Origin of the sequence: Aliinostoc sp. HNIBRCY26 (assembly GCF_050235535.1) — a bacterium.
Classification (GTDB): Bacteria; Cyanobacteriota; Cyanobacteriia; order Cyanobacteriales; family Nostocaceae; genus Trichormus.
Window position 1 is genome coordinate 2,295,512 of record NZ_CP189852.1, and the last position, 18,616, is coordinate 2,314,127.

General features: G+C 40.4%; 22 protein-coding genes. 10 read left to right on the top strand and 12 right to left on the bottom strand.

Annotation, left to right across the window (positions count from 1 at the left end; all coding sequences use genetic code 11):
- Window positions 1–71: 71 nt before the first annotated feature.
- The 3 genes from ACQFX9_RS09795 to ACQFX9_RS09805 all read right to left on the bottom strand — a co-directional run bounded on the left by ACQFX9_RS09795 (window position 72) and on the right by ACQFX9_RS09805 (window position 1,806).
- Complete coding sequence (locus tag ACQFX9_RS09795) at window positions 72–530, bottom strand: CBS domain-containing protein (protein ID WP_427161836.1); 459 nt, start codon at window positions 528–530, stop codon at window positions 72–74.
- A gap of 205 nt (window positions 531–735) precedes the next feature.
- Window positions 736–1,146 carry an 8-oxo-dGTP diphosphatase MutT gene (gene mutT / locus ACQFX9_RS09800; protein WP_236142907.1) on the bottom strand — a complete coding sequence of 137 codons (411 nt, stop codon included), beginning with the start codon at window positions 1,144–1,146 and terminating at the stop codon, window positions 736–738.
- Between the two features lie 315 nt (window positions 1,147–1,461).
- Window positions 1,462–1,806: a DUF760 domain-containing protein gene (locus tag ACQFX9_RS09805; protein ID WP_236142908.1), complete on the bottom strand. Its 345-nt coding sequence runs from the start codon at window positions 1,804–1,806 to the stop codon at window positions 1,462–1,464.
- Window positions 1,807–2,247: 441 nt separating this feature from the next.
- Between ACQFX9_RS09805 and gmd the strand changes: the two genes are divergently transcribed.
- From gmd to ACQFX9_RS09820, 3 genes are all read left to right on the top strand, one after another.
- Window positions 2,248–3,327 carry a GDP-mannose 4,6-dehydratase gene (gene gmd, locus ACQFX9_RS09810; protein WP_427161837.1) on the top strand — a complete coding sequence of 360 codons (1,080 nt, stop codon included), beginning with the start codon at window positions 2,248–2,250 and terminating at the stop codon, window positions 3,325–3,327.
- Between the two features lie 24 nt (window positions 3,328–3,351).
- The gene (locus ACQFX9_RS09815) at window positions 3,352–4,296 is read left to right on the top strand and encodes a GDP-L-fucose synthase family protein (RefSeq protein WP_427161838.1); all 945 of its coding nucleotides are present in this window, start codon (window positions 3,352–3,354) and stop codon (window positions 4,294–4,296) included.
- A gap of 227 nt (window positions 4,297–4,523) precedes the next feature.
- A complete protein-coding gene (locus ACQFX9_RS09820) occupies window positions 4,524–5,030 on the top strand; it encodes a 5-formyltetrahydrofolate cyclo-ligase (protein ID WP_427162847.1) in 507 nt (168 codons plus the stop codon).
- Here the strand turns inward: ACQFX9_RS09820 and ACQFX9_RS09825 are convergent, their stop codons facing one another.
- Both ACQFX9_RS09825 and ACQFX9_RS09830 read right to left on the bottom strand, forming a co-directional pair.
- The gene (locus tag ACQFX9_RS09825; protein WP_427161839.1) at window positions 5,031–5,735 is read right to left on the bottom strand and encodes a Uma2 family endonuclease; all 705 of its coding nucleotides are present in this window, start codon (window positions 5,733–5,735) and stop codon (window positions 5,031–5,033) included. It lies immediately after the preceding gene.
- 6 nt (window positions 5,736–5,741) lie between these two features.
- A complete protein-coding gene (locus ACQFX9_RS09830; protein WP_427161840.1) occupies window positions 5,742–5,873 on the bottom strand; it encodes a hypothetical protein in 132 nt (43 codons plus the stop codon).
- A gap of 295 nt (window positions 5,874–6,168) precedes the next feature.
- Between ACQFX9_RS09830 and ACQFX9_RS09835 the strand changes: the two genes are divergently transcribed.
- Window positions 6,169–7,182, top strand: coding sequence for a catalase family protein (locus ACQFX9_RS09835; RefSeq protein WP_427161841.1), 1,014 nt, complete (start codon window positions 6,169–6,171; stop codon window positions 7,180–7,182).
- 82 nt (window positions 7,183–7,264) lie between these two features.
- Complete coding sequence (locus ACQFX9_RS09840) at window positions 7,265–8,104, top strand: carbohydrate ABC transporter permease (protein WP_427161842.1); 840 nt, start codon at window positions 7,265–7,267, stop codon at window positions 8,102–8,104.
- A 161-nt stretch (window positions 8,105–8,265) separates the two neighbouring features.
- Here ACQFX9_RS09840 and ACQFX9_RS09845 read toward each other — a convergent pair whose 3' ends face one another.
- Window positions 8,266–9,909, bottom strand: coding sequence for an HD domain-containing protein (locus tag ACQFX9_RS09845; protein ID WP_427161843.1), 1,644 nt, complete (start codon window positions 9,907–9,909; stop codon window positions 8,266–8,268).
- A 494-nt stretch (window positions 9,910–10,403) separates the two neighbouring features.
- On the opposite strand from ACQFX9_RS09845, the gene ACQFX9_RS09850 reads away from it, so the two are divergent.
- The gene (locus tag ACQFX9_RS09850) at window positions 10,404–11,276 is read left to right on the top strand and encodes a 4-hydroxybenzoate solanesyltransferase (protein WP_427161844.1); all 873 of its coding nucleotides are present in this window, start codon (window positions 10,404–10,406) and stop codon (window positions 11,274–11,276) included.
- 483 nt (window positions 11,277–11,759) lie between these two features.
- Here the strand turns inward: ACQFX9_RS09850 and ACQFX9_RS09855 are convergent, their stop codons facing one another.
- The 4 genes from ACQFX9_RS09855 to ACQFX9_RS09870 form a co-directional block, all read right to left on the bottom strand.
- Complete coding sequence (locus tag ACQFX9_RS09855) at window positions 11,760–11,972, bottom strand: hypothetical protein (RefSeq protein ID WP_427161845.1); 213 nt, start codon at window positions 11,970–11,972, stop codon at window positions 11,760–11,762.
- A gap of 79 nt (window positions 11,973–12,051) precedes the next feature.
- A complete protein-coding gene (locus ACQFX9_RS09860; protein WP_427161846.1) occupies window positions 12,052–12,396 on the bottom strand; it encodes a XisI protein in 345 nt (114 codons plus the stop codon).
- Window positions 12,384–12,800 (bottom strand): XisH family protein, encoded by a 417-nt coding sequence (locus tag ACQFX9_RS09865; protein WP_427161847.1) that lies wholly within the window; start codon window positions 12,798–12,800, stop codon window positions 12,384–12,386. The genes ACQFX9_RS09860 and ACQFX9_RS09865 overlap by 13 nt, the downstream gene beginning before the upstream one ends.
- A gap of 125 nt (window positions 12,801–12,925) precedes the next feature.
- Entirely contained in the window at window positions 12,926–13,144 is a 219-nt protein-coding gene (locus ACQFX9_RS09870) for a helix-turn-helix domain-containing protein (protein ID WP_015140973.1), read from the bottom strand.
- A 167-nt stretch (window positions 13,145–13,311) separates the two neighbouring features.
- On the opposite strand from ACQFX9_RS09870, the gene ACQFX9_RS09875 reads away from it, so the two are divergent.
- Both ACQFX9_RS09875 and ACQFX9_RS09880 read left to right on the top strand, forming a co-directional pair.
- A complete protein-coding gene (locus ACQFX9_RS09875) occupies window positions 13,312–13,548 on the top strand; it encodes a hypothetical protein (protein WP_427161848.1) in 237 nt (78 codons plus the stop codon).
- Between the two features lie 119 nt (window positions 13,549–13,667).
- Window positions 13,668–13,844: a hypothetical protein gene (locus tag ACQFX9_RS09880; protein WP_427161849.1), complete on the top strand. Its 177-nt coding sequence runs from the start codon at window positions 13,668–13,670 to the stop codon at window positions 13,842–13,844.
- A 112-nt stretch (window positions 13,845–13,956) separates the two neighbouring features.
- Here the strand turns inward: ACQFX9_RS09880 and ACQFX9_RS09885 are convergent, their stop codons facing one another.
- Complete coding sequence (locus ACQFX9_RS09885; protein ID WP_427161850.1) at window positions 13,957–14,439, bottom strand: DUF3368 domain-containing protein; 483 nt, start codon at window positions 14,437–14,439, stop codon at window positions 13,957–13,959.
- A gap of 5 nt (window positions 14,440–14,444) precedes the next feature.
- Window positions 14,445–14,684 (bottom strand): hypothetical protein, encoded by a 240-nt coding sequence (locus ACQFX9_RS09890; protein WP_427161851.1) that lies wholly within the window; start codon window positions 14,682–14,684, stop codon window positions 14,445–14,447.
- Window positions 14,685–14,946: 262 nt separating this feature from the next.
- On the opposite strand from ACQFX9_RS09890, the gene ACQFX9_RS09895 reads away from it, so the two are divergent.
- Window positions 14,947–15,330, top strand: a complete 384-nt coding sequence (locus ACQFX9_RS09895) for a toll/interleukin-1 receptor domain-containing protein (RefSeq protein ID WP_427161852.1) — start codon at window positions 14,947–14,949, stop codon at window positions 15,328–15,330.
- Window positions 15,327–18,548, top strand: coding sequence for a HEAT repeat domain-containing protein (locus ACQFX9_RS09900; RefSeq protein WP_427161853.1), 3,222 nt, complete (start codon window positions 15,327–15,329; stop codon window positions 18,546–18,548). The genes ACQFX9_RS09895 and ACQFX9_RS09900 overlap by 4 nt, the downstream gene beginning before the upstream one ends.
- Window positions 18,549–18,616 lie beyond the last annotated feature (68 nt).

Consider the following 18,616-nt stretch of genomic DNA (forward strand, 5'->3'; position numbering starts at 1 on the left):
AAGCCAACAGTCAACATACCAATAAAAAGCTAATCAATAAAGCATTTTTGCTTTTGACTGATGACTAATGACTAACTAACAGCCATAGCACGAACAATATCACCACGAGTCAAAATCCCTATGACTTTACCCGTGTTGTCGATGACTGGTAAACGATGAACATTGCGATCGTGCATAATTTGCGCGGCTTGTTGTAAAGTCTTATCACCAGTAATAGTCACAGGATTTTTACTCATCACTTCACCAACAGTTTGTCCTAAAGCTTTATGCAGATCACGTTCATAAGCAGCAGGATTTTTCAAATAGATCACACTATCCAGAAACATGACATAAGCCGGAGGCGTTATACCACTTGCTTGCCACATTAAATCTGTCTCTGAGATAATGCCTATCAACTTACCAGCATCATCTATAACAGGTAGCCCACTGATACGTCGTTCTGCCAGAATTTGGATTGCTTCTTGAAGTGGAGTTACTGGCCGGACAACAATTGGCTCAGGACTCATTATATCGGCAACAGTTTGAGGCATTGACTTGCTTACACCCTCGATCACGGTCTCTGCAAATATTGTAAAAAATTCAGTGCCTGAACCCGACTCAGTTAATACATTGTTACGGTTGTAGTCAATAGTCAATAGGGAACGGGGAACGGGGAACAGGGAACGGGGAACAGGGAACAGAATCTTTAATTTTGAATTTTGAATTTTGAATTTTGAATTGATCTGTCCCCAATCCCTATTCCCTACTCCCTTTCAATGCAGCAATAATTTGACCATTGGCTTGGGGAAAAGCAAATTGTTCTAATTCATCTAAACTCACCCAGCGCACTTCATCACACTCTAAAGGCTGAGGAACACCTGCAACTAGGTGACAGTGATGTACTGTCAATGTGACACGTAAATGAGTATAGGTGTGGTCAATAGTGATCAGATGTTCCCCCACCGTTACTAATACTCCTAATTCCTCGTAAATCTCCCTTTTGATACACTCTTCCACTGTTTCACCAGGTTCGACCTTACCGCCAGGAAATTCCCATAAACCCCCCATTGCGCCTTCCTGGCGACGACGATCAATTAAAATCTGTTCTTGATCATTCCAAATTACAGCCACACCGATAATTTTATGTGGTGGTAGAGTCGTCATCATGTTCAAATTGCTTTATTATTAGTGATTGACTATTAACTATTGACAAATAACAAAACTCGGCAGACTTATAGAATATCTACCGAGTTTTTACTTATTTTAAAATATAAACTGTCGGAAATTTATCTAAACTTTTACTTACGTCGTTGTTGACGAACAAGAAGCGTTAGCCTTGGAGACGCTGCTGACTCTGCCAAAGTTGCTAACGCTTGCGTAATCATTTGGTAATTTGGGAAGGTCGGCTGTGAGAATTCCGCATGAAACTGCTGTTCGATATTTTTTGAGTAACTTCACTAGGATTTACTCAAGATGAAATCACTATTCACCATCGTGATGACTACTTTCAGTACCTTGCATCACCTTTTCAAAGCTCATTCTTTGTTCGGCATTTCGCAAGAAATAACCACTAATCATAGCTGACGCTAGTAACCGTCCCAAGTTTTCCCGACTAGTTGTAATAGTCACGTCAAAGTGTTCCGAAGGCAGATTTCCCAACAGTCCGATAATATTACGCTCCATGACTTGAAAAACTTCAGGAGAGGTGGGTTTGGATAGCTGGCTCACTGTTTCTGGGTTCAAAGACTTCACATACTGCCACAGTAAATTGCCTGTTTCCGATTCGCTATCAAAAAATTCTGAAACTCGGTTAGATGGGTTACTCACGTTGTACCTCCGGTACTACCAATGTTTGGATATGTTGTTAGCAAACTAATGAGGCTTAAATCTATGTCCTACCTGACTTAACTGGTGATAGAGTGTTCCTGTCAACTAATGTAACAAGTTAATTGGCGATTGGGAGTAGTTGTAACCGTACAGCTTACAGGGGATTTTCTCGCCTCAAAAACTCAATAATCAGTTAGGAATATGGCGCAGCATAGCTTAAATCTGACAATTTTAATTATACTAAGTAGTAAATTTTAAGCACAATAGATTCAGTGTTACACTAGATAACTAATTTGCTAATTTTCAGTATATTTATTTACGTTCAAATTCTCCTGTTTTGAAAGTTAGTAGGTTTCCCATTAGGCGATTTGGCAATTAGCTGCTAGGTTGTGTAAATTAGCCTGAATATTATGTTACAGGTAAAAAAGGAATCAAGAGAGCATGGCGCAAAACAAAACTGCCTTAATCACTGGTATTACTGGTCAAGATGGTTCATATCTGAGTGAGTTTTTACTAGAGCAAGGCTATGAAGTACATGGCATCATTCGCCGGACTTCTACTTTTAATACAGACCGGATTGATCACATTTATGAAGACCCCCACAAAGAAGGTGTCAAATTATTTCTGCATTACGGTGATTTGACGGATGGGACAACTCTGCGTCGGATTTTAGAAGAAGTCCAGCCTACAGAAATTTATAACTTGGGCGCGCAGTCTCATGTGCGGGTGAGTTTTGATTCACCCGAATACACTGTAGATGCTGTGGGTATGGGAACACTGCGACTACTAGAAGCCATCCGAGACTATCAAAGACGTACAGGAATTGAAGTCCGCTTTTATCAAGCGGGTTCTTCCGAAATGTATGGTTTGGTACAAGCAGTACCACAAAGTGAAACTACTCCTTTTTACCCTCGTAGTCCCTATGCTTGTGCTAAAGTTTACGCTCACTGGCAAACGGTGAACTATCGTGAATCCTATGGAATGTTTGCGTGCAATGGTATTTTATTTAACCATGAATCACCACGTCGGGGTGAAACTTTTGTAACTCGTAAAATTACTAGAGCTGTTGCACAGATTGTAGCTGGCAAACAGAAAAAGCTATACATGGGTAATCTAGATGCTAAAAGAGATTGGGGCTATGCTAAAGATTATGTCCGGGCTATGTGGCTAATGCTACAAAAAGAAAAAGCAGATGATTATGTCATTGCCACTGGGGAAACTCACTCAGTGAAGGAATTCTTAGAACTAGCTTTTAATTATGTCAATCTGAATTGGCAAGATTACGTAGAATTTGATGAACGCTATCTGCGTCCGGCAGAAGTAGATTTATTGATTGGTGATGCCACTAAAGCAAGGGAAAAATTGGGTTGGCAACCTTCAGTAACCTTTCCAGAGTTAGTAGCACTCATGGTAGAAGCAGATTTACAAGCTATCGGTCAAACTTCACCTAATGGTAATGGTTCACACCTACCCCAAGATATTGCTACTGTTCGTCAAGAACTAGGCGCACTCCACTTTTGATCAATTCTTGCTAAGGATAAAAATATGACTGCCTTAGAACTAAAAAATAAACGGATTCTTGTTACTGGTGGAGCAGGGTTTTTAGGCCGTCAGGTGATAGATCAGCTGTGCAAATCTGGGGCTGATTTGGCTAAGATTACTGTACCGCGATCGCGCGAATTAGATTTACGCGTTCTCGAAAACTGCCAACGCGCAGTAGATCACCAAGATATCGTCATCCACTTAGCGGCTCATGTCGGTGGTATCGGTCTAAACCGCGAAAAACCTGCGGAGTTATTCTACGACAACTTGATCATGGGGACACAGTTAATTCATGCTGCTCATCAAGGCGGTGTGGAAAAATTTATCTGTGTCGGGACTATCTGTGCTTACCCGAAATTTACCCCAGTCCCATTTAAAGAAGAAGACTTGTGGAACGGGTATCCAGAAGAAACCAATGCTCCCTATGGGGTGGCAAAAAAAGCACTTTTAGTACAGTTGCAATCTTATCGTCAGCAGTATGGCTTTAACGGTATTTATTTACTACCTGTAAATCTATACGGGCCTGAAGATAACTTTGACCCTGGTAGTTCCCATGTGATCCCTGCTTTAATTCGCAAAGTTTACGAAGCGCAAGTTAGGGGAGATAAACAACTACCTGTTTGGGGTGATGGTAGTCCTACCCGCGAATTTTTGTATTCAGAAGATGCCGCACGCGGTATTGTCATGGGTACGCAGTTTTATAACGACTCTGAACCAGTTAATTTGGGAACGGGTTCGGAAATTTCCATTCGCGATTTAGTCACCTTAATTTGCGAGTTGATGGAATTTGCAGGTGAAATCATCTGGGAAACAGACAAACCCAACGGTCAACCCCGGCGTTGTCTAGATACAGAAAGAGCTAAACAGGCTTTTAATTTCACTGCTCAAATAGACTTCCGGCAAGGTTTGAAGAATACTATTGATTGGTATCGTCAAAATGCAGCATAGGTCATAGGGCATTGGGCATGGGGCATTGGGCATTGGGCATTGGGTAATTCCCTACCCTACTTTCCCTACTCCCAATCCCCAGTCCCCAGTCCCAGTCCCCAGTCCCCAGTCCCCAGCGAAGCACTGAGCTTGTCGAAGTGTCCCCAGTCCCCAGTCCCTCTATTTACGTGAATGACCAATTAAGTAAAATACAATTGCGTCGGTCTTTGTTGAAAACTCGTCAGTCAATGTCTGCAAAAGAATGGCGAGAAAAAAGCGATCGCATCTGTACACTATTACAAGCTTCTACTCTCTTCACTCAAGCCAAAACAATTCTTGCATATTTCAGTTTTCGCCAAGAACCAGACCTGAGTCCCTTATTGTGCAACCATCAATATCGTTGGGGGTTTCCTCGCTGCATCGGTCAATCTCTACACTGGCATAGTTGGCAACCAGGACAGTCTTTACAAATTAATTCCTATGGTATTCAAGAACCCTATTCTCATGCACCCACTATAAATCCTGATGAGGTGGACTTGATTCTCGTTCCTAGCGTTGCTTGTGACCAACAAGGATATCGTCTAGGTTATGGTGGGGGATATTATGACCGCTTGTTGAGTTCTCCAGAATGGGAAAATAAGCCAACGGTGGGAATCATCTTTGACTCTGCTTATTTATCAAAATTACCGACTCAACCTTGGGATAAACCGCTACAAGCTGTTTTTACCGAAACTAGGTTGGTAGAAATTGCTTGATTAAGGTATATCTCCAGCATGAAAAATTTGTTCTGCGGTTAAATTTAACTCTGGAAAAGTAGGTGAAATTATGCGTTCCCTGCCTCGAAAACGAGTCACTTGATATTCATCATCAATTAGTTGATAAATAGAAATCGTAGGTTGTTTAGGGGTGCCTGTGAACTTTTTTGCCCCTAAGCCGAGATAATCTACAACCCAGTATTCAGGAATGCCAATACTTTCATACTTACCCTGTTTTGTGTAGTAATCATCATCCCAGTTGCTACTAACCCTTACGGGTGACGCTCGAAGACTCGCTAACGCTGCGCTAACGTCAGTTGCTTCAACGCGGGAAACCCGCGCAACGCACTGACTCACGACTTCAACCACTAAAGGAATTGATGCTGCATATGATACAGTGGATGCTTTTTGCCATAGTGGTTCATTTACTAAATTGGGGCGATTTAATATCAGCACATCAGGAGAATAACTAGATTCGGAATGAGGTGGTTTAATCAGCGCAGTTTTGGGGATGATGTAAGGTAAATTTAATCGGTCAAACTCTATTGTGACTTTTCTGGCGATAAAACCAACGACATCTTCATGGTCTCCTGTTGGCTGTGCCATTTCAACAATTACTCCATCATGTAATTCATATCTTCCGCTTTCAGGTCGCCACGCGGCAAATTCATCAAATGTGACTAGTTTCGGTATCGCTTGAGTCATAAATCTTTACCGATGCTGGGATGTTGTCTGAATCATACGCATTGTGGATATTTTTTTGGCGATCGCACTCTTGGGTATATCCCAATACGGTTCAGTTAAGGTGGTGAGAGTTAATTTCTCAATTTTTGCTCTGCCCATTAGACAATGAGGAAGATTTGGGGGATTCTCCCCCAAGCCCCCGATTGGGGGACGGTTGCGTCCCCCAAACCCCCTCCAAAATCATTTTTGCGTTTTTTGTTGAGTGATCATTTGCTGGCTTGGTTGAAATTTATTTTTCTTATCTGAACCGTATTGGGGTATATCCTAACTTGATACTCAACTATTGGCAGATGGCATCAAATCAGGGCGTTTATGGTAGCATCCTGACGGGGTAAAAATTTTAGGGCTATCAAAAAATATTCAGGTCAAATATTCTACCCAGAGTACCATTCATATGAATAATCCCAGCTTATCGACTACTGAGCAAGAAGTGATAGTTGACGAGGTGCTAGCAGCTAGTCTGCAAGCACAGCAAAAAGCAGGCCCCGATTTGCGTCAAATCCACACTAAAAGTCATGGACTATTATGGGGAGAATTTATAGTTGAACCCAATCTTCCAGACCATCTCAGAGTAGGCTTATTTAAAACCCCGCAAACTTACCCAACTTGGATTCGTTTTTCTAGTGGTGGTGCGCCGGAAAGCAGAGGAAAACTGCGTTCTGATAGACAACCTGATGTCCGGGGTATTGGTATTAAGGTGATGAATGTAGATGGCGAGAAGGCCTTAGATGATGAAGAAAAAACGCAAGACTTTACACTCAATAGTCATCCTACCTTTTTAACTAAAGATATTCGTGATTATGCTGATCTGCCGAAAGTCGCTACTGGGGGATTGACTCCAGAAAGACTCAAGGAAATGGCTTATACCGCTAATATTTTGCAAAAAATAGCCGAAAAGAAAGTAGGCAATCCGCTTTTAATTCAATATTGGAGTATGTCCCCTTTCCGGTTTGGGGAGAAAATTGTCAAATTAAGCGTCAAATCACAACAACCAGAACAACCACCAGAAAATTTACCAGAATCAGAAAATTACCTCAGAGAAGCAATAGTCAAGTATTTGACGGAAGACAAACAAGAGGCTTATTTTGATTTCTTGATTCAGTTTTATGTAGATGACGAAAAAACACCCATAGAAAATCTCGCTCAAGAGTGGGAAGAAACTGATTCACCCTTCATCAAAGTCGCTACTATTCGCATCCCTAGTCAGACATTTAACTTTGAAGAACGTAAACGCTTGGATGAGGGGATGTTATTTACTCCTTGGCATACCATACTAGAGCATGAGCCGGTGGGTAGTGTGAATCTTTCTCGCAAAAAGTTATATAGTGAATTGGCAAAAGCTAGGCGAGAGCAAATTGCTCAACGCTTGCGAGAACCGCAACCTTATGAAGTGCTGAGTGCTGAGTAGGGAGTTGTGAGTGGTGGGGGATGGGAAATTGGGAATGTAGTTCCCAGTCTCCAGAAATTTTACGAATTTGGAGCGCAAAGAAATGACTTGGACAACTCAAAAGTCGCGTTGGCAGATGGTGGCGATTTATGGGTTATTGAGTGCGATCGCAATTATTACGCTTTTCCCTTTGTTGTGGCTCATCAGCACAGCTTTAAAATCACCTACGGAAAATATTTTACAGTCGCCACCGCAGTTATTACCTAGTCAACCGACTGTAGAAAATTTCCCCAAGGTTTGGCAGGCTTTACCTTTTGGGCGATACCTCTATAACAGTACATTGGTAGCGGCTCTAACTGTAGGTTTAAATTTATTATTCTGCTCGTTAGCGGCGTATCCTTTAGCAAGGTTATCCTTTCCGGGAAGACAAGGAATTTTTATTGCGATTGTCTCGACGATTATGATTCCTTTCCAGATTGTGATGATACCTTTGTATATTTTGACGGTGCAGTTAGGGTTGACAAATAGTTATTTGGGAATGATTTTCCCCAGTTTAGCTTCGGCTTTCGGGATTTTTCTCCTCAGACAAGCTTTTATGAGTGTTCCCAAGGAAATCGAAGAAGCCGCGCGGATGGATGGCAGTTCAGAATTAGGTTTATGGTGGCATATTATGTTACCAGCAGTTAGACCTGCACTCATAACTTTAGCTATTTTCGTGTTTATCGGTTCTTGGAGCGACTTTCTTTGGCCTTTAATTGTTATTCAAGATGAAAATTTATACACCCTACCTTTAGGTGTAGCCAAATTAGCCGGCACATTTTCCCTAGACTGGCGTTTAGTGGCGGCTGGTTCAGTAATTGCGATCGCACCTGTTTTATTACTGTTCCTAGTTTTACAACGTTACATTGTCGCGACAGATACTAGTAGCGGGGTGAAGGGATAATATAGCAAGGAATGGTAATGGGGGATTAGGCAATTCAATTTTGGATTTTGGATTTTAAATTTTGGATTGGATTTCAATCTAAAATCCGTCTTGGAAAGTTCTGAGCGGAGGTTTCCTCCGCTCAGACTTTCCGCAAAATCTAAAATCTAAAATTCTTTCGCCTACACCCTTACACCCTTTTCTAAATGAGTCACCAATTTCACGCCAAATTCCGCTTCAAATACAGCTTTTTTGAAGTCTAAACTCCAGAGTTCTAAGGTGCATTCATCATTGGGATTGGTGGGATAAATTAACAAATTCAACTTCTGAAATTGGGGATAATAATCACATTGGATTTGAGCGATCGCCCCAATTTGTCTTCTGTCTAATGCTACGGCTAATCTTAACAGCGCACTCAATTGACTAACTACTTGCCGATGTTGTTTATTCAACAAATTACGGTAATTTTCGTGTCTTTTTTTGGGTGGCGATTTGCGGTGATAACGGGCTAAGTTGGCAATAATTTCGATCTCGGTTTCGTTATAGCCGAGTAATTCACTGTTGCGAATCAGATAGTAAGAGTGTTTATGGTGTGCTGAATGGCTAATATGATGACCGCAGTTGTGTAATATTGCCGCCGCCCACAGTAATTGTCGTTCATTTATTCCCCAATGGTGCAGTTGTCCTTGGGTTTGGTCGAATAAACTTAAAGCGAAGGCAGCGACGCGATCGCTATATGCTAAGTTGACTTGATATTTATTCGCCTGTTTTAATACACTCCGTTCCCTTACCGAACTTTGAAAACGCAGTTTGTCTTCAATTAAGCCGTGGCTTAACATCCAGTCAACAATTACACCTTCCCGCAAAGCCCGTCCACAGGTGGTGATAGAATCCACACCCAAAAGCATCATTGCTTCTTGTAATACTACTGCTCCCGCTAGGATGACTTCTGAGCGTCTTTCTGGCATTCCTGGAATAGCGGCTCTTTCGGCGTTGGTCATTTTCCGTAGGCGATTTACCCAATTTTCCAAGTCTTGCAGGCTTAATTGATAGCCGTTGAGGGTAGAAGGAACATTACCCAATTTTTCCCGCGCCTGAATCATGGCGATGGTTTCAATTGTGCCGGAAGTGCCAACTAAACGGGGAAATTCGCCAAATTTAAGGTTAGCTAAAACTTCTTCCACAGAACGTTCCAACATTCCCCGCACATATGCTTGGAGATACTGAAATTCAACATCAAGGATGGGGTCAGAACTAATTAACTCAGTTGTCAAACGGACAGCACCGACTTTAGTGCTGGTAAGGGTGCGCGGTTCGTGACTATCACCCAAAATGATTTCTGTAGAACCCCCGCCAATATCAATAATGATGTGCGGTTTGTTATGAAACTCCATCCCCGACAGCACACCCAAATAGATGCGCCGCGCCTCTTCTTGACCAGAAATTAAGTCAACGCTTAAACCTAATTCAGATTCGACCTGATGCAGAAAGTCTTTACCGTTAGGAGCTTCCCGCATCGCACTAGTAGCGACAGCAATGATAGTTTCGGCATTAGCGGTTTTAGCTACCTCTTGGAAACGCCCCAAAGCCGCGATCGCTTTTGCCATAATTTCTGGTTTTAACTCACCAGTAGTAATATCGCGATCGCCCAATCTTACCGTTTCTTTTTCTTTAGCGATAATCGTAAAAGCTGGTAGATTCGGGTCAATCCTGACGATGACCATATGCAGGGAATTTGTCCCCATATCAATGGCAGCAATAATCCGGTTTTGCTTCACCACTTGAGTATTAACACTCAAATAGTCAGCCGAAACTAAATTCAGCATTTAAGTTTCTCTCTGTATTTAGGAAGGATGGTAAAAAATAGCGTGTCGGGTAGTTGGCACTGATATTGGTTGCAACATACTTAGAACTGGTCATGGGGCATAGGGAATTGGGCATGGGGCATAGGTTTTTTTCTCCCGCAGCTTTTTCTGCTTTACGGCAGCCACTCCTGGGGGAAACCCCAAAACCGGACTGCTCCTCCTGTGTCCCTGAAAGTTAGCTAGTTACACAATCTAAGTATATTCACCCTGCTGCTTACAATTTTAGCGATAATTTCAACCTGTTTGAAGTTGTCACTAGACATTGTGTTTTTACAAATATCAAAAAAAGATATTCTATAGATGTAAAGATGTGTGAAGAAAAGGCAAAAGGTAAAAGGCAAAAGTAAAAAGGCAAAAGGCAAAAGTAGAAAGTAAAAAGATTTTACTTGTCCCTAATTTTATGCCCAATGCCCAATGCCCCATGCCCCATGCCCAATCCCCAGTCCCCAATCCCTATGTTAAAAACCAACCAAGAACCAGTTTTGCTGACAATTATCCGGCTTTTGCGGTGGCATAAACCCGAAGGACGTTTGATTTTGATGATTCCGGCACTATGGGCAGTGTTTTTGGCTGCTGCTGGTAAGCCACCTGTGCCTTTAGTGGGTGTGATTATTTTAGGTACTCTTGCCACCAGTGCTGCTGGATGTGTGGTTAATGATTTATGGGATCGAGATATTGATCCAGAAGTAGAAAGAACACGCGATCGCCCTTTGGCTTCCCGTGCGTTATCTGTAAAAGTGGGAATTGTCGTCGGGATTATTGCCTTAGCTTGTGCGGCGGTGCTGGCGTTTTATCTCAATCGGTTGAGTTTTTGGTTATCTGTAGCGGCTGTACCAGTGATTTTATTGTATCCAGGTGCCAAGCGTGTATTTCCTGTACCGCAGTTGGTGTTGTCAATAGCGTGGGGTTTTGCAGTGTTAATTAGCTGGAGTGCCGTCACACAGAATATTTCTCTACCCACTTGGTTATTGTGGGGGGCTACTATGTTGTGGACATTGGGATTTGATACAGTTTACGCCATGAGCGATCGCGAAGATGACCGCCGCATTGGTGTAAATTCCAGTGCTTTGTTTTTCGGCGATTACGCACCTGTAGCCATTGGGGTGTTCTTTTTGGGTGCGATCGCTTTACTGGGTTGGCTAGGTGTTGCTATTCACCTAAAATTAGCTTTTTGGATTAGTTTAACCATCGGAACTATTAGCTGGTTGTGGCAATTTATTGAGTTAAGAAAACCAGAATTACCTAACCCTATTTATGGGCAAATGTTCCGTCAAAATGTTTGGATTGGGTTTATTTTGTTAGCGGGAATGATTCTCGGTTCTTTCTAAGATTATAAATTGTCATTAACTTTAATCATTAGGGTTTAACAATGTTAAACCCTGAAATGAAAATGTGTCTAGCACTGAATAATCTTTTTTTGGCAATGGTTTTAATATTTTTCTGATCACTTCTGGGAAATCTTTATTGTACTTATTATATTAATAATTTATGCTCACTGATGAGTGTATTAATGTCACTATAGGAATCCGCTTTGATTCCTGAAATTATTTGCGTAGGGAGGGAACAGGGAACAGGGAACAGAAAAGAAGGAATCAAAGTGTACTGAGTTCTTTTCAAAAATCAAATAGGAATCCTATAGATGATTTATCTTGTTTAGCAATTATTTTTTCTTGGACACTTTTCGGCAATAAAAATTGAGCTTCTGTTTCCAGGAATAAATCAATAAAATCTCAACGTGATAAGAAAATTAAAGGAGAAGAGTTAAAAAATACTTTCATTCAACTTACCAAGTCTTTTCTATGGCGATATCTTCAACGGTAAGGTATGAAAAATCGATATTCATCAAGTCTAAAATCTTCAAAAATATTTCTTGATCCATTTCCATGATTTCGGGCTGCTTTATGCAAACTAATTAACCGAGATGTTAAAGCACCAATCACAAATATAAATGTTTCTTTCTGTTCTATATTCTGGAATAATTGTACTTGAGAAGCAATTTCTTGAAAAATGGTTTGGGGATTCATTGATACGATAATCGTCAATCTTTGCAGTTATCTTTATAATTATATCAATTGGTAAAGCGATCGCACTTTGATGATGAGTCTAGGCGATCGCAAAATCAGTATATTGTCGCACCTCTGGTGGCTGAAACGCCAAAACAATATCACTAGCCGGCACACCTAAGCGTATTAACTCAGTTGCTATTCCTTCCTCAGTCCAATCTTCTTCAATGTAAATCTTGTCATTTTTAATGCGAATATAAACAGTAATTGCAGTAATTTTTTTATCATCATGCCAACCAATTTGAGACCAAATATATTGATCTCTTTGTTCATCAAAAGCTAAAACACTATCAACTCCATAAGGGTTAGGAGTTTGTGAGGCTAATTTTTCATATTCTGAGAGAATGTTTTTAATTAAATTGCGATAGCTGGTTAGTTTCTCCATTGAAAAACTTCCTCCTTTTTCAAATCAACAACAATTAAAAGTAAATTATTTTCTTCAATTACCATTGAAATTGCTTTTTGTTGAAAAAATGATTGATAAATAGTTGTACCGATCGCTAAATAAATTTTAGTTTCAGGAAAAACTGCTTTTAATAAAGTACGATATATAATATATTGCCCTAAAGCTGTTTCAAATTCCCGCATGGGTGAACGAGTAATAAAACTTTTAATTTCTACAACTATTTGTTGTCCATTTCGTTCAATTTCTAGAGTTCTATCAGCAAGTAAATCAGCAAATAACTGTACTTTTTCATATTTAATGGTATAAGGATCAGCCGTAATTGTCCAGCCATCTTTAATTAAGGCATTTTTAACAGCATCATGATAAATATCTTTGGCTGGCATCGTCGCTTTGGTAATTACATTCAGGTAGTTATCCCAATTATCCTAATTAAACTATATAAGTGAAGAATAGAGGCAGGCGATGTCTATCGACAAGTCGCTCCGCGTTTACGCTCTCCACTCAAAAGTTATGTATCTTGAGTCAGCATTGATTCCTTAACGGCTTGCACTAACTCATCTTCTGTACATTGATACAAATCTCGCAGGCGGAATACTTGCCATACTTCCATTTTTGGCGTTGTTCTCCCCTTTTCCCAGTTGCGAATTGAAGATAGGGCGCAACTTAGTTCAATAGCGACATCACTAATTTTTAGTCCTGTACGTTTTCTCAATGTTCTTAAATTCATACTTGGCGGGAAAATGTTCATAGGTTAGCGTTAAAACTTGACGCTAAGTATTGACAATTGACAAATACTGTGTATTTCAGGTTCAATCAATGATTGAGAAGGCGTTAGCATCCCCGCCAAGAGACTTGCTAACGCTTCTCATTCCACTTTTCGTGAATAACCCGATCATGACACAAAATACAAATTATCAAGAGTCTACATTGAAAGGTCAGGCAATTACATACAAAGAACGCTTGAATTCGTGGGCAATTACTCGTTTACTTCCAGATATGCAACGGGTGACTGTGGGGAGATTTCGCAGTCGGTCTGATGCAGACGGTCATGTGCAACTTTTACGTCAACTTATACCTGACGGTATCTTTACAGTAGTTTTCGATTCTCAGCGTGAGGAAGTTTTGATGTAGATTTTAGGGGTAGCTTACTGTAGGTATCGCTTTTGAAACGGGGGCGATATCTACGGTAATATTATCCCCGCTACAATTATTTATATAATTCAGCTATATGTCTAGTAGAAAATAATGGTATGCAAACAATAACTTTAAATTCTTATGTTGGGCAAGATGGAATATTACATTTAGATATTCCTGTAGATGTTACTAATACTGACTTAACTATTACTGTAATTTTACAACCTACTACTAATTCTCAGCAGGAAAAAACATCTCAAGGTAAAGGTTGGCCTGCTAACTTTTTTGAATAAACATCAGGATGTTTAAAAGATACACCTTTAATAATAAATTCAGAAGGCGTTTTTGATGATTTAGAAGATATTAATGGGAGGCGATCGCAATAATGAGCGCAGGTATAGCACCTTAATGTTCAAAAATACTATCAAAAATTTCTCGTTTTACCCTAAAATTTACTTCTCTAAGATTTTTATATAGTCTATCTACATCGGAAATACTGATTTTGCCTTCAATCTGTAGTTTACGAATTACTGCTAAAGTTCCTTTAACATTAAGTCCTAACCTGATTGCTTCTCTTCTAGCAGCAAAGTCATCAAGAATGATGTAGTCGGATTGTAACTCTACAGCTAAAGTAATCGCTTCAGATTCTCCTATTCCTAAACGTTCATTTAACCGATGAGCTAAAGAGACTAATTGTACTTCTTGCACTAATAATTTATTCTCACTGATGAGTGCACTAATGTCACTAGATGATTTATCTTGTTTAGCACTTATTTCTTCTTGGACACTTTTCGGCAATAAAAATTGAGCTTCTGTTTCCAGGAATAAATCAAGAAAGTCTAAACGTGATAAGAAAATTAAAGGAGAAGAGTTAAAGACTATTTTCATTCAACTTACCAAGTTTTTTCTATGGCGATATCTTCAACGGTAAGATATGAAAAATCTATATTCATCAATTCTAAAATTTTCAAAAATACTTCTTGATCCATTTCCATGATTTCGGCTGCTTTATGCAAACTAATTAACCGAGATGTTAAAGCACCAATCACAAATATAAATGTTTCTTTCTGTTCTATATTCTGGAATAATTGTACTTGAGAAGCAATTTCTTGAAAAATGGTTTGGGGATTCATTGATACGATAATCGTCAATCTTTGCAGTTATCTTTATAATTATATCAATTGGTAAAGCGATCGCACTTTGACAGTTGAAGTGCAACTCGCTTTTTTCAACCCTATTCACCAGTTATATTGAAATGCTCCAAGGTCGAAATTGGACAATATGCAGACTTTCTGAAAATTTTAATAGTTTGTTTAGCTAGTAAAATTCCAGTTTCTTAAATGACAATGTATAATTTAAGTCATTTATTGATTAAATATTTAAGCTTTGCTCTTTATGGCTAATGTTTTCATCAGCTATCGACAAATAGATACTGAACCAGCTGAAAAACTTGCTTCAGAAGTTAAAGATGCGGGTCATCAAGTTTGGTTTGCTGAGTGGACAATCGATGTTGGTGATTCTATTGTTGAGCGAGTCAATCAAGGACTAGAAGGACTCAGTTATTTAGTCTTGTGTTACTCTTCTTCTGATACGTCGCCTTGGGTAAATCGGGAATGGATGTCAACTTTAGCACGGCAACTCAGTGGGCAAGGGGTGAAAGTTTTACCAGTTATGTTGACAGGGGGTCAACCTCCTGCCATCTTAGCTGATATCAAGTATGCGGATTTAGTCAAGGACTGGTCTAAAGGTGTGTCTGATTTACTGAGAGCCGTCAAATGAAAGTTATACATTGGCAAGTTCTTATTGCCCATGCTAAGGGAGAAGAGGAGTTAGCGGAAAAATTAGCAGAACCTATCCGCAAAGCTGGCTATGAAGTTGCCCATAGAGGAACGGTAATGGTAGGCGAATCATTCACCGAGGAAGCCTCAAAAGTTTTAAATAATGGTAGTCCAGTGGTACTTTGTGGGACTATCAAAGCATTGGGAACACGTTGGGCGCGACAGATTGTCAACGCGGCAAGAAATAACTATCGAGTGCGTGTCTTTTGTGTGCAAATGGAGGAAGAAGCTGATCTAGAAGCAGTTAGCTTTGATGAATCCATTGCTCACTATTGGCAAGATCCTACAAAAGCCACACAAGATTTAATTGCTTCGCTAAAAAAACATTACCCCTTAGAAGTGTCTACAGACTATGTAAAAGGGGGAAATGATGCAGAACAGCGTTACCGAGAACTGGCTTTAGAGTCTTGTGACATTATTCACTTAGCAAATTTGCCAGAGCCAGATCGTCATATAGCTACCCAGAAACTTTTATTACGTCGGCTGTACGTTGCGCTGCGCGTGCAAGTAGAAATAGGCTGTAATGATGAAGTAGATGCAGCAAAATTCGAGGAAATTGAAAAACGCCGCATTGTCATGCGATTTAAAAACGCTGCTAGAAGTGGTGTAGAAAGAGAAGAAAGAGAAGATGGGGATAAGCGTTTTCCGATTGGAGATAGGCTGGCTGAGGCTAAACGTTTAGTTGTTTTGGGAGATCCAGGAGCAGGAAAAACCACTATGGTTCGCTGGATTGCTACAGCCTACCTGCTGCGGCTCAAACAAGATCCAGACTGGAGAGATTTGCCAGATGTATCTACACTTCCTGATGAGGATTGGCTACCAATTATTATTCGTTGTAGAGACCTTGATGAAGCCAGTCTTAGTGGTTCATTAGACGATATCCTGGGTTACACCTTACGTAAAGCTGAGATGAGTGAGAGTGAATGCACTGCTTTGCGTGGTATTTTAAGACAAAAATTGCATCACGGTACAGCATTATTACTTATAGATGGTTTGGATGAAATCACAGATCCACGTCTAAGAGCTAAATTCTGTCAACAGATCGAAAAAATTTGTGATGCTTATAAACAAGCTCCTATCATAGCTACCTCACGTATTGTTGGCTATCGGGAAATGGGCTACCGTATAGGGCGACAGTTTGAACACGTTACGGTAGCCGAACTGACTACAGAAGATAAAGACGACTTTGCTAGTCGCTGGTGCGATATTACCGAATTACCAGAGCGACGAGAAAAGGCAAAAACAGACTTGATAAAAGACATTCACAGTGCCGAACGTATCGAGCGTCTCACAGGCAATCCCATGCTGCTAACTACAATGGCATTGGTGAAGCGTAAAGTTGGTAAACTACCGACTCGTCGGCATAAATTGTATGCACAAGCAGTAGATGTACTACTTAACTGGCGATCTGAAATAGACGAACCTATCGATGATGATGAAGCATTACCGCAATTAGAGTACATTGCTTATGCCATGTGTCATAGAGGAGTACAGCAACTTCGCAAAGACGAAATTATAGAGTTATTGGAAACATTTCGGGAAGAGTATCCCAATCTTCATGAAGTCAAAAAGCATACCCCTAAAGAGTTTCTCAATTTGTTGGAACGCCGCACAGGCATTTTGGTGGAAGCGGGAATTCTTCCACATAACGGCCGAGACATTTCTGTATTTGAGTTTCGTCATCTGACTTTTCAAGAATACTTGGCAGGACTGGCACTTGTGCAAGGTCATTTTCCAAATCGCGATCGCAATCTCGCTGACTATGTTGCCCCCCTTGCTGCCAACATTAAAGGAGGGCAAGTCACTGAGAACTGGCAAGAAGCACTACGTCTTTGTGTAGCAGCCTGTAATCATGACGATGTAGACAATTTTCTGCGAGCCATCCTCAACCCACTCAAAGATGAAGATCCTCTAATTACTGCCCGCCCTCGTGCAGTGATGGCTGTCCTATGTCTAGCTGATGAACCTAATGTTAGTGGCGAGGTAGTCCAGGAGGTTTTACAAGAATTTGTTAGGCAAATAGGTGAAGAAGATGGTAGTACTTCAGATCCTCAAACAACTGTAGACGCAGCTGCTATAGAACTATCTGCATCTCAATGGTCAGAAAAGCTACAAAATTCTATGTTAGAGGAGTTTTGCAGACGAGATACAAAAACCGGGATAGCGAGTCAAAGCAGTATTGGAGGTCTTTATGCAATGGTTACTGTGAGTCAATCACAAAAGGAAGAAACTATCTTTCCGCAATGGGTAGAGAAGCAAATTTTCCAATTAACATCGGAGCAAGAAGTAAATGCGATCGGTGCCGCTCTAATTGTCATGGAACTGGTTTTTCGAGACAAGTTATCTGTTTCAGAATCTGTTTTACAAGGGGTGATAGATAAATTGCTGACGATGCTCAGGAGAAGCAATCCTGCGTCTTATGCAGCTGCTTGGGCTTTATTCTGGTTAAGCGGAGGAGGAGAAAGAAAAAACATAGAGGATGCTATGTGGCAACCAACTAATACAGAATTAGACAGTATTATTAGTATTTTTAAAAATCCGCACTTAGATACTGGAGCAGTTTTATTCCTAACTCAAATTTTAGGTTATATCAAATATCCACAGGTTGTCAAACCGCTCATTGCCAAACTCGATGACTCAGATGAAAATGTGCGACTAGCTGTAGTAAAAGCACTGGGCAAGATAGGAAGTACGCAGGCTGTCAAACCGCTCATTACCAAACTGGATGACTCCGATGAGGATGTGCGGCTAGCTGTAGTGGAAGCACTCGGTAAGATAGGAAGTACACAGGCTGTCAAACCGCTCATTGCCAAACTCGATGACTCTGATAAAAATTTGGTGGAAGTAATAGAAAAAGCTTTATGCAAACTAGGTCACAAACAAACTATAAATGATTTGTTTGAAAGATTATCATCTGATGACCGGAAAATTAGAACTGTTACGCTTAAGAAATTATCTCTTACTTGTGATGAATATATAGATTGTAAACTTTTATCCAGGGATATCGATGCTTTTGACCCATTTTTAGACCCACAAAAAGAGATTGATGAAGAACGGGTACAATATGCTGCTGAAGTCCTAGAAATTTCAGTCGAAGAAGTGCGTAGTCGTTACCAAGCACTGGCTCAAAAGTTTCGCTTAAAGCTGAATATCAAATAGGAAAGCGTCGCACTCCTCACACATCACCGAAAAGAAATTTAATTAACGTAATTTTACGCCACTTCTGA

Bases quoted from the DNA above. Each gene is read 5' to 3' on its own strand.
- ACQFX9_RS09795 (WP_427161836.1), bottom strand. From the start codon at position 530: ATGCCTCAAACTGTTGCCGATATAATGAGTCCTGAGCCAATTGTTGTC.
- mutT (WP_236142907.1), bottom strand. From the start codon at position 1,146: ATGATGACGACTCTACCACCACATAAAATTATCGGTGTGGCTGTAATT.
- gmd (WP_427161837.1), top strand. From the start codon at position 2,248: ATGGCGCAAAACAAAACTGCCTTAATCACTGGTATTACTGGTCAAGAT.
- ACQFX9_RS09815 (WP_427161838.1), top strand. From the start codon at position 3,352: ATGACTGCCTTAGAACTAAAAAATAAACGGATTCTTGTTACTGGTGGA.
- ACQFX9_RS09820 (WP_427162847.1), top strand. From the start codon at position 4,524: ATGTCTGCAAAAGAATGGCGAGAAAAAAGCGATCGCATCTGTACACTA.
- ACQFX9_RS09825 (WP_427161839.1), bottom strand. From the start codon at position 5,735: ATGACTCAAGCGATACCGAAACTAGTCACATTTGATGAATTTGCCGCG.
- ACQFX9_RS09830 (WP_427161840.1), bottom strand. From the start codon at position 5,873: ATGGGCAGAGCAAAAATTGAGAAATTAACTCTCACCACCTTAACTGAA.
- ACQFX9_RS09835 (WP_427161841.1), top strand. From the start codon at position 6,169: ATGAATAATCCCAGCTTATCGACTACTGAGCAAGAAGTGATAGTTGAC.
- ACQFX9_RS09840 (WP_427161842.1), top strand. From the start codon at position 7,265: ATGACTTGGACAACTCAAAAGTCGCGTTGGCAGATGGTGGCGATTTAT.
- ACQFX9_RS09845 (WP_427161843.1), bottom strand. From the start codon at position 9,909: ATGCTGAATTTAGTTTCGGCTGACTATTTGAGTGTTAATACTCAAGTG.
- ACQFX9_RS09850 (WP_427161844.1), top strand. From the start codon at position 10,404: ATGTTAAAAACCAACCAAGAACCAGTTTTGCTGACAATTATCCGGCTT.
- ACQFX9_RS09855 (WP_427161845.1), bottom strand. From the start codon at position 11,972: ATGAATCCCCAAACCATTTTTCAAGAAATTGCTTCTCAAGTACAATTA.
- ACQFX9_RS09860 (WP_427161846.1), bottom strand. From the start codon at position 12,396: ATGGAGAAACTAACCAGCTATCGCAATTTAATTAAAAACATTCTCTCA.
- ACQFX9_RS09865 (WP_427161847.1), bottom strand. From the start codon at position 12,800: ATGCCAGCCAAAGATATTTATCATGATGCTGTTAAAAATGCCTTAATT.
- ACQFX9_RS09870 (WP_015140973.1), bottom strand. From the start codon at position 13,144: ATGAATTTAAGAACATTGAGAAAACGTACAGGACTAAAAATTAGTGAT.
- ACQFX9_RS09875 (WP_427161848.1), top strand. From the start codon at position 13,312: ATGACACAAAATACAAATTATCAAGAGTCTACATTGAAAGGTCAGGCA.
- ACQFX9_RS09880 (WP_427161849.1), top strand. From the start codon at position 13,668: ATGCAAACAATAACTTTAAATTCTTATGTTGGGCAAGATGGAATATTA.
- ACQFX9_RS09885 (WP_427161850.1), bottom strand. From the start codon at position 14,439: ATGAAAATAGTCTTTAACTCTTCTCCTTTAATTTTCTTATCACGTTTA.
- ACQFX9_RS09890 (WP_427161851.1), bottom strand. From the start codon at position 14,684: ATGAATCCCCAAACCATTTTTCAAGAAATTGCTTCTCAAGTACAATTA.
- ACQFX9_RS09895 (WP_427161852.1), top strand. From the start codon at position 14,947: ATGGCTAATGTTTTCATCAGCTATCGACAAATAGATACTGAACCAGCT.
- ACQFX9_RS09900 (WP_427161853.1), top strand. From the start codon at position 15,327: ATGAAAGTTATACATTGGCAAGTTCTTATTGCCCATGCTAAGGGAGAA.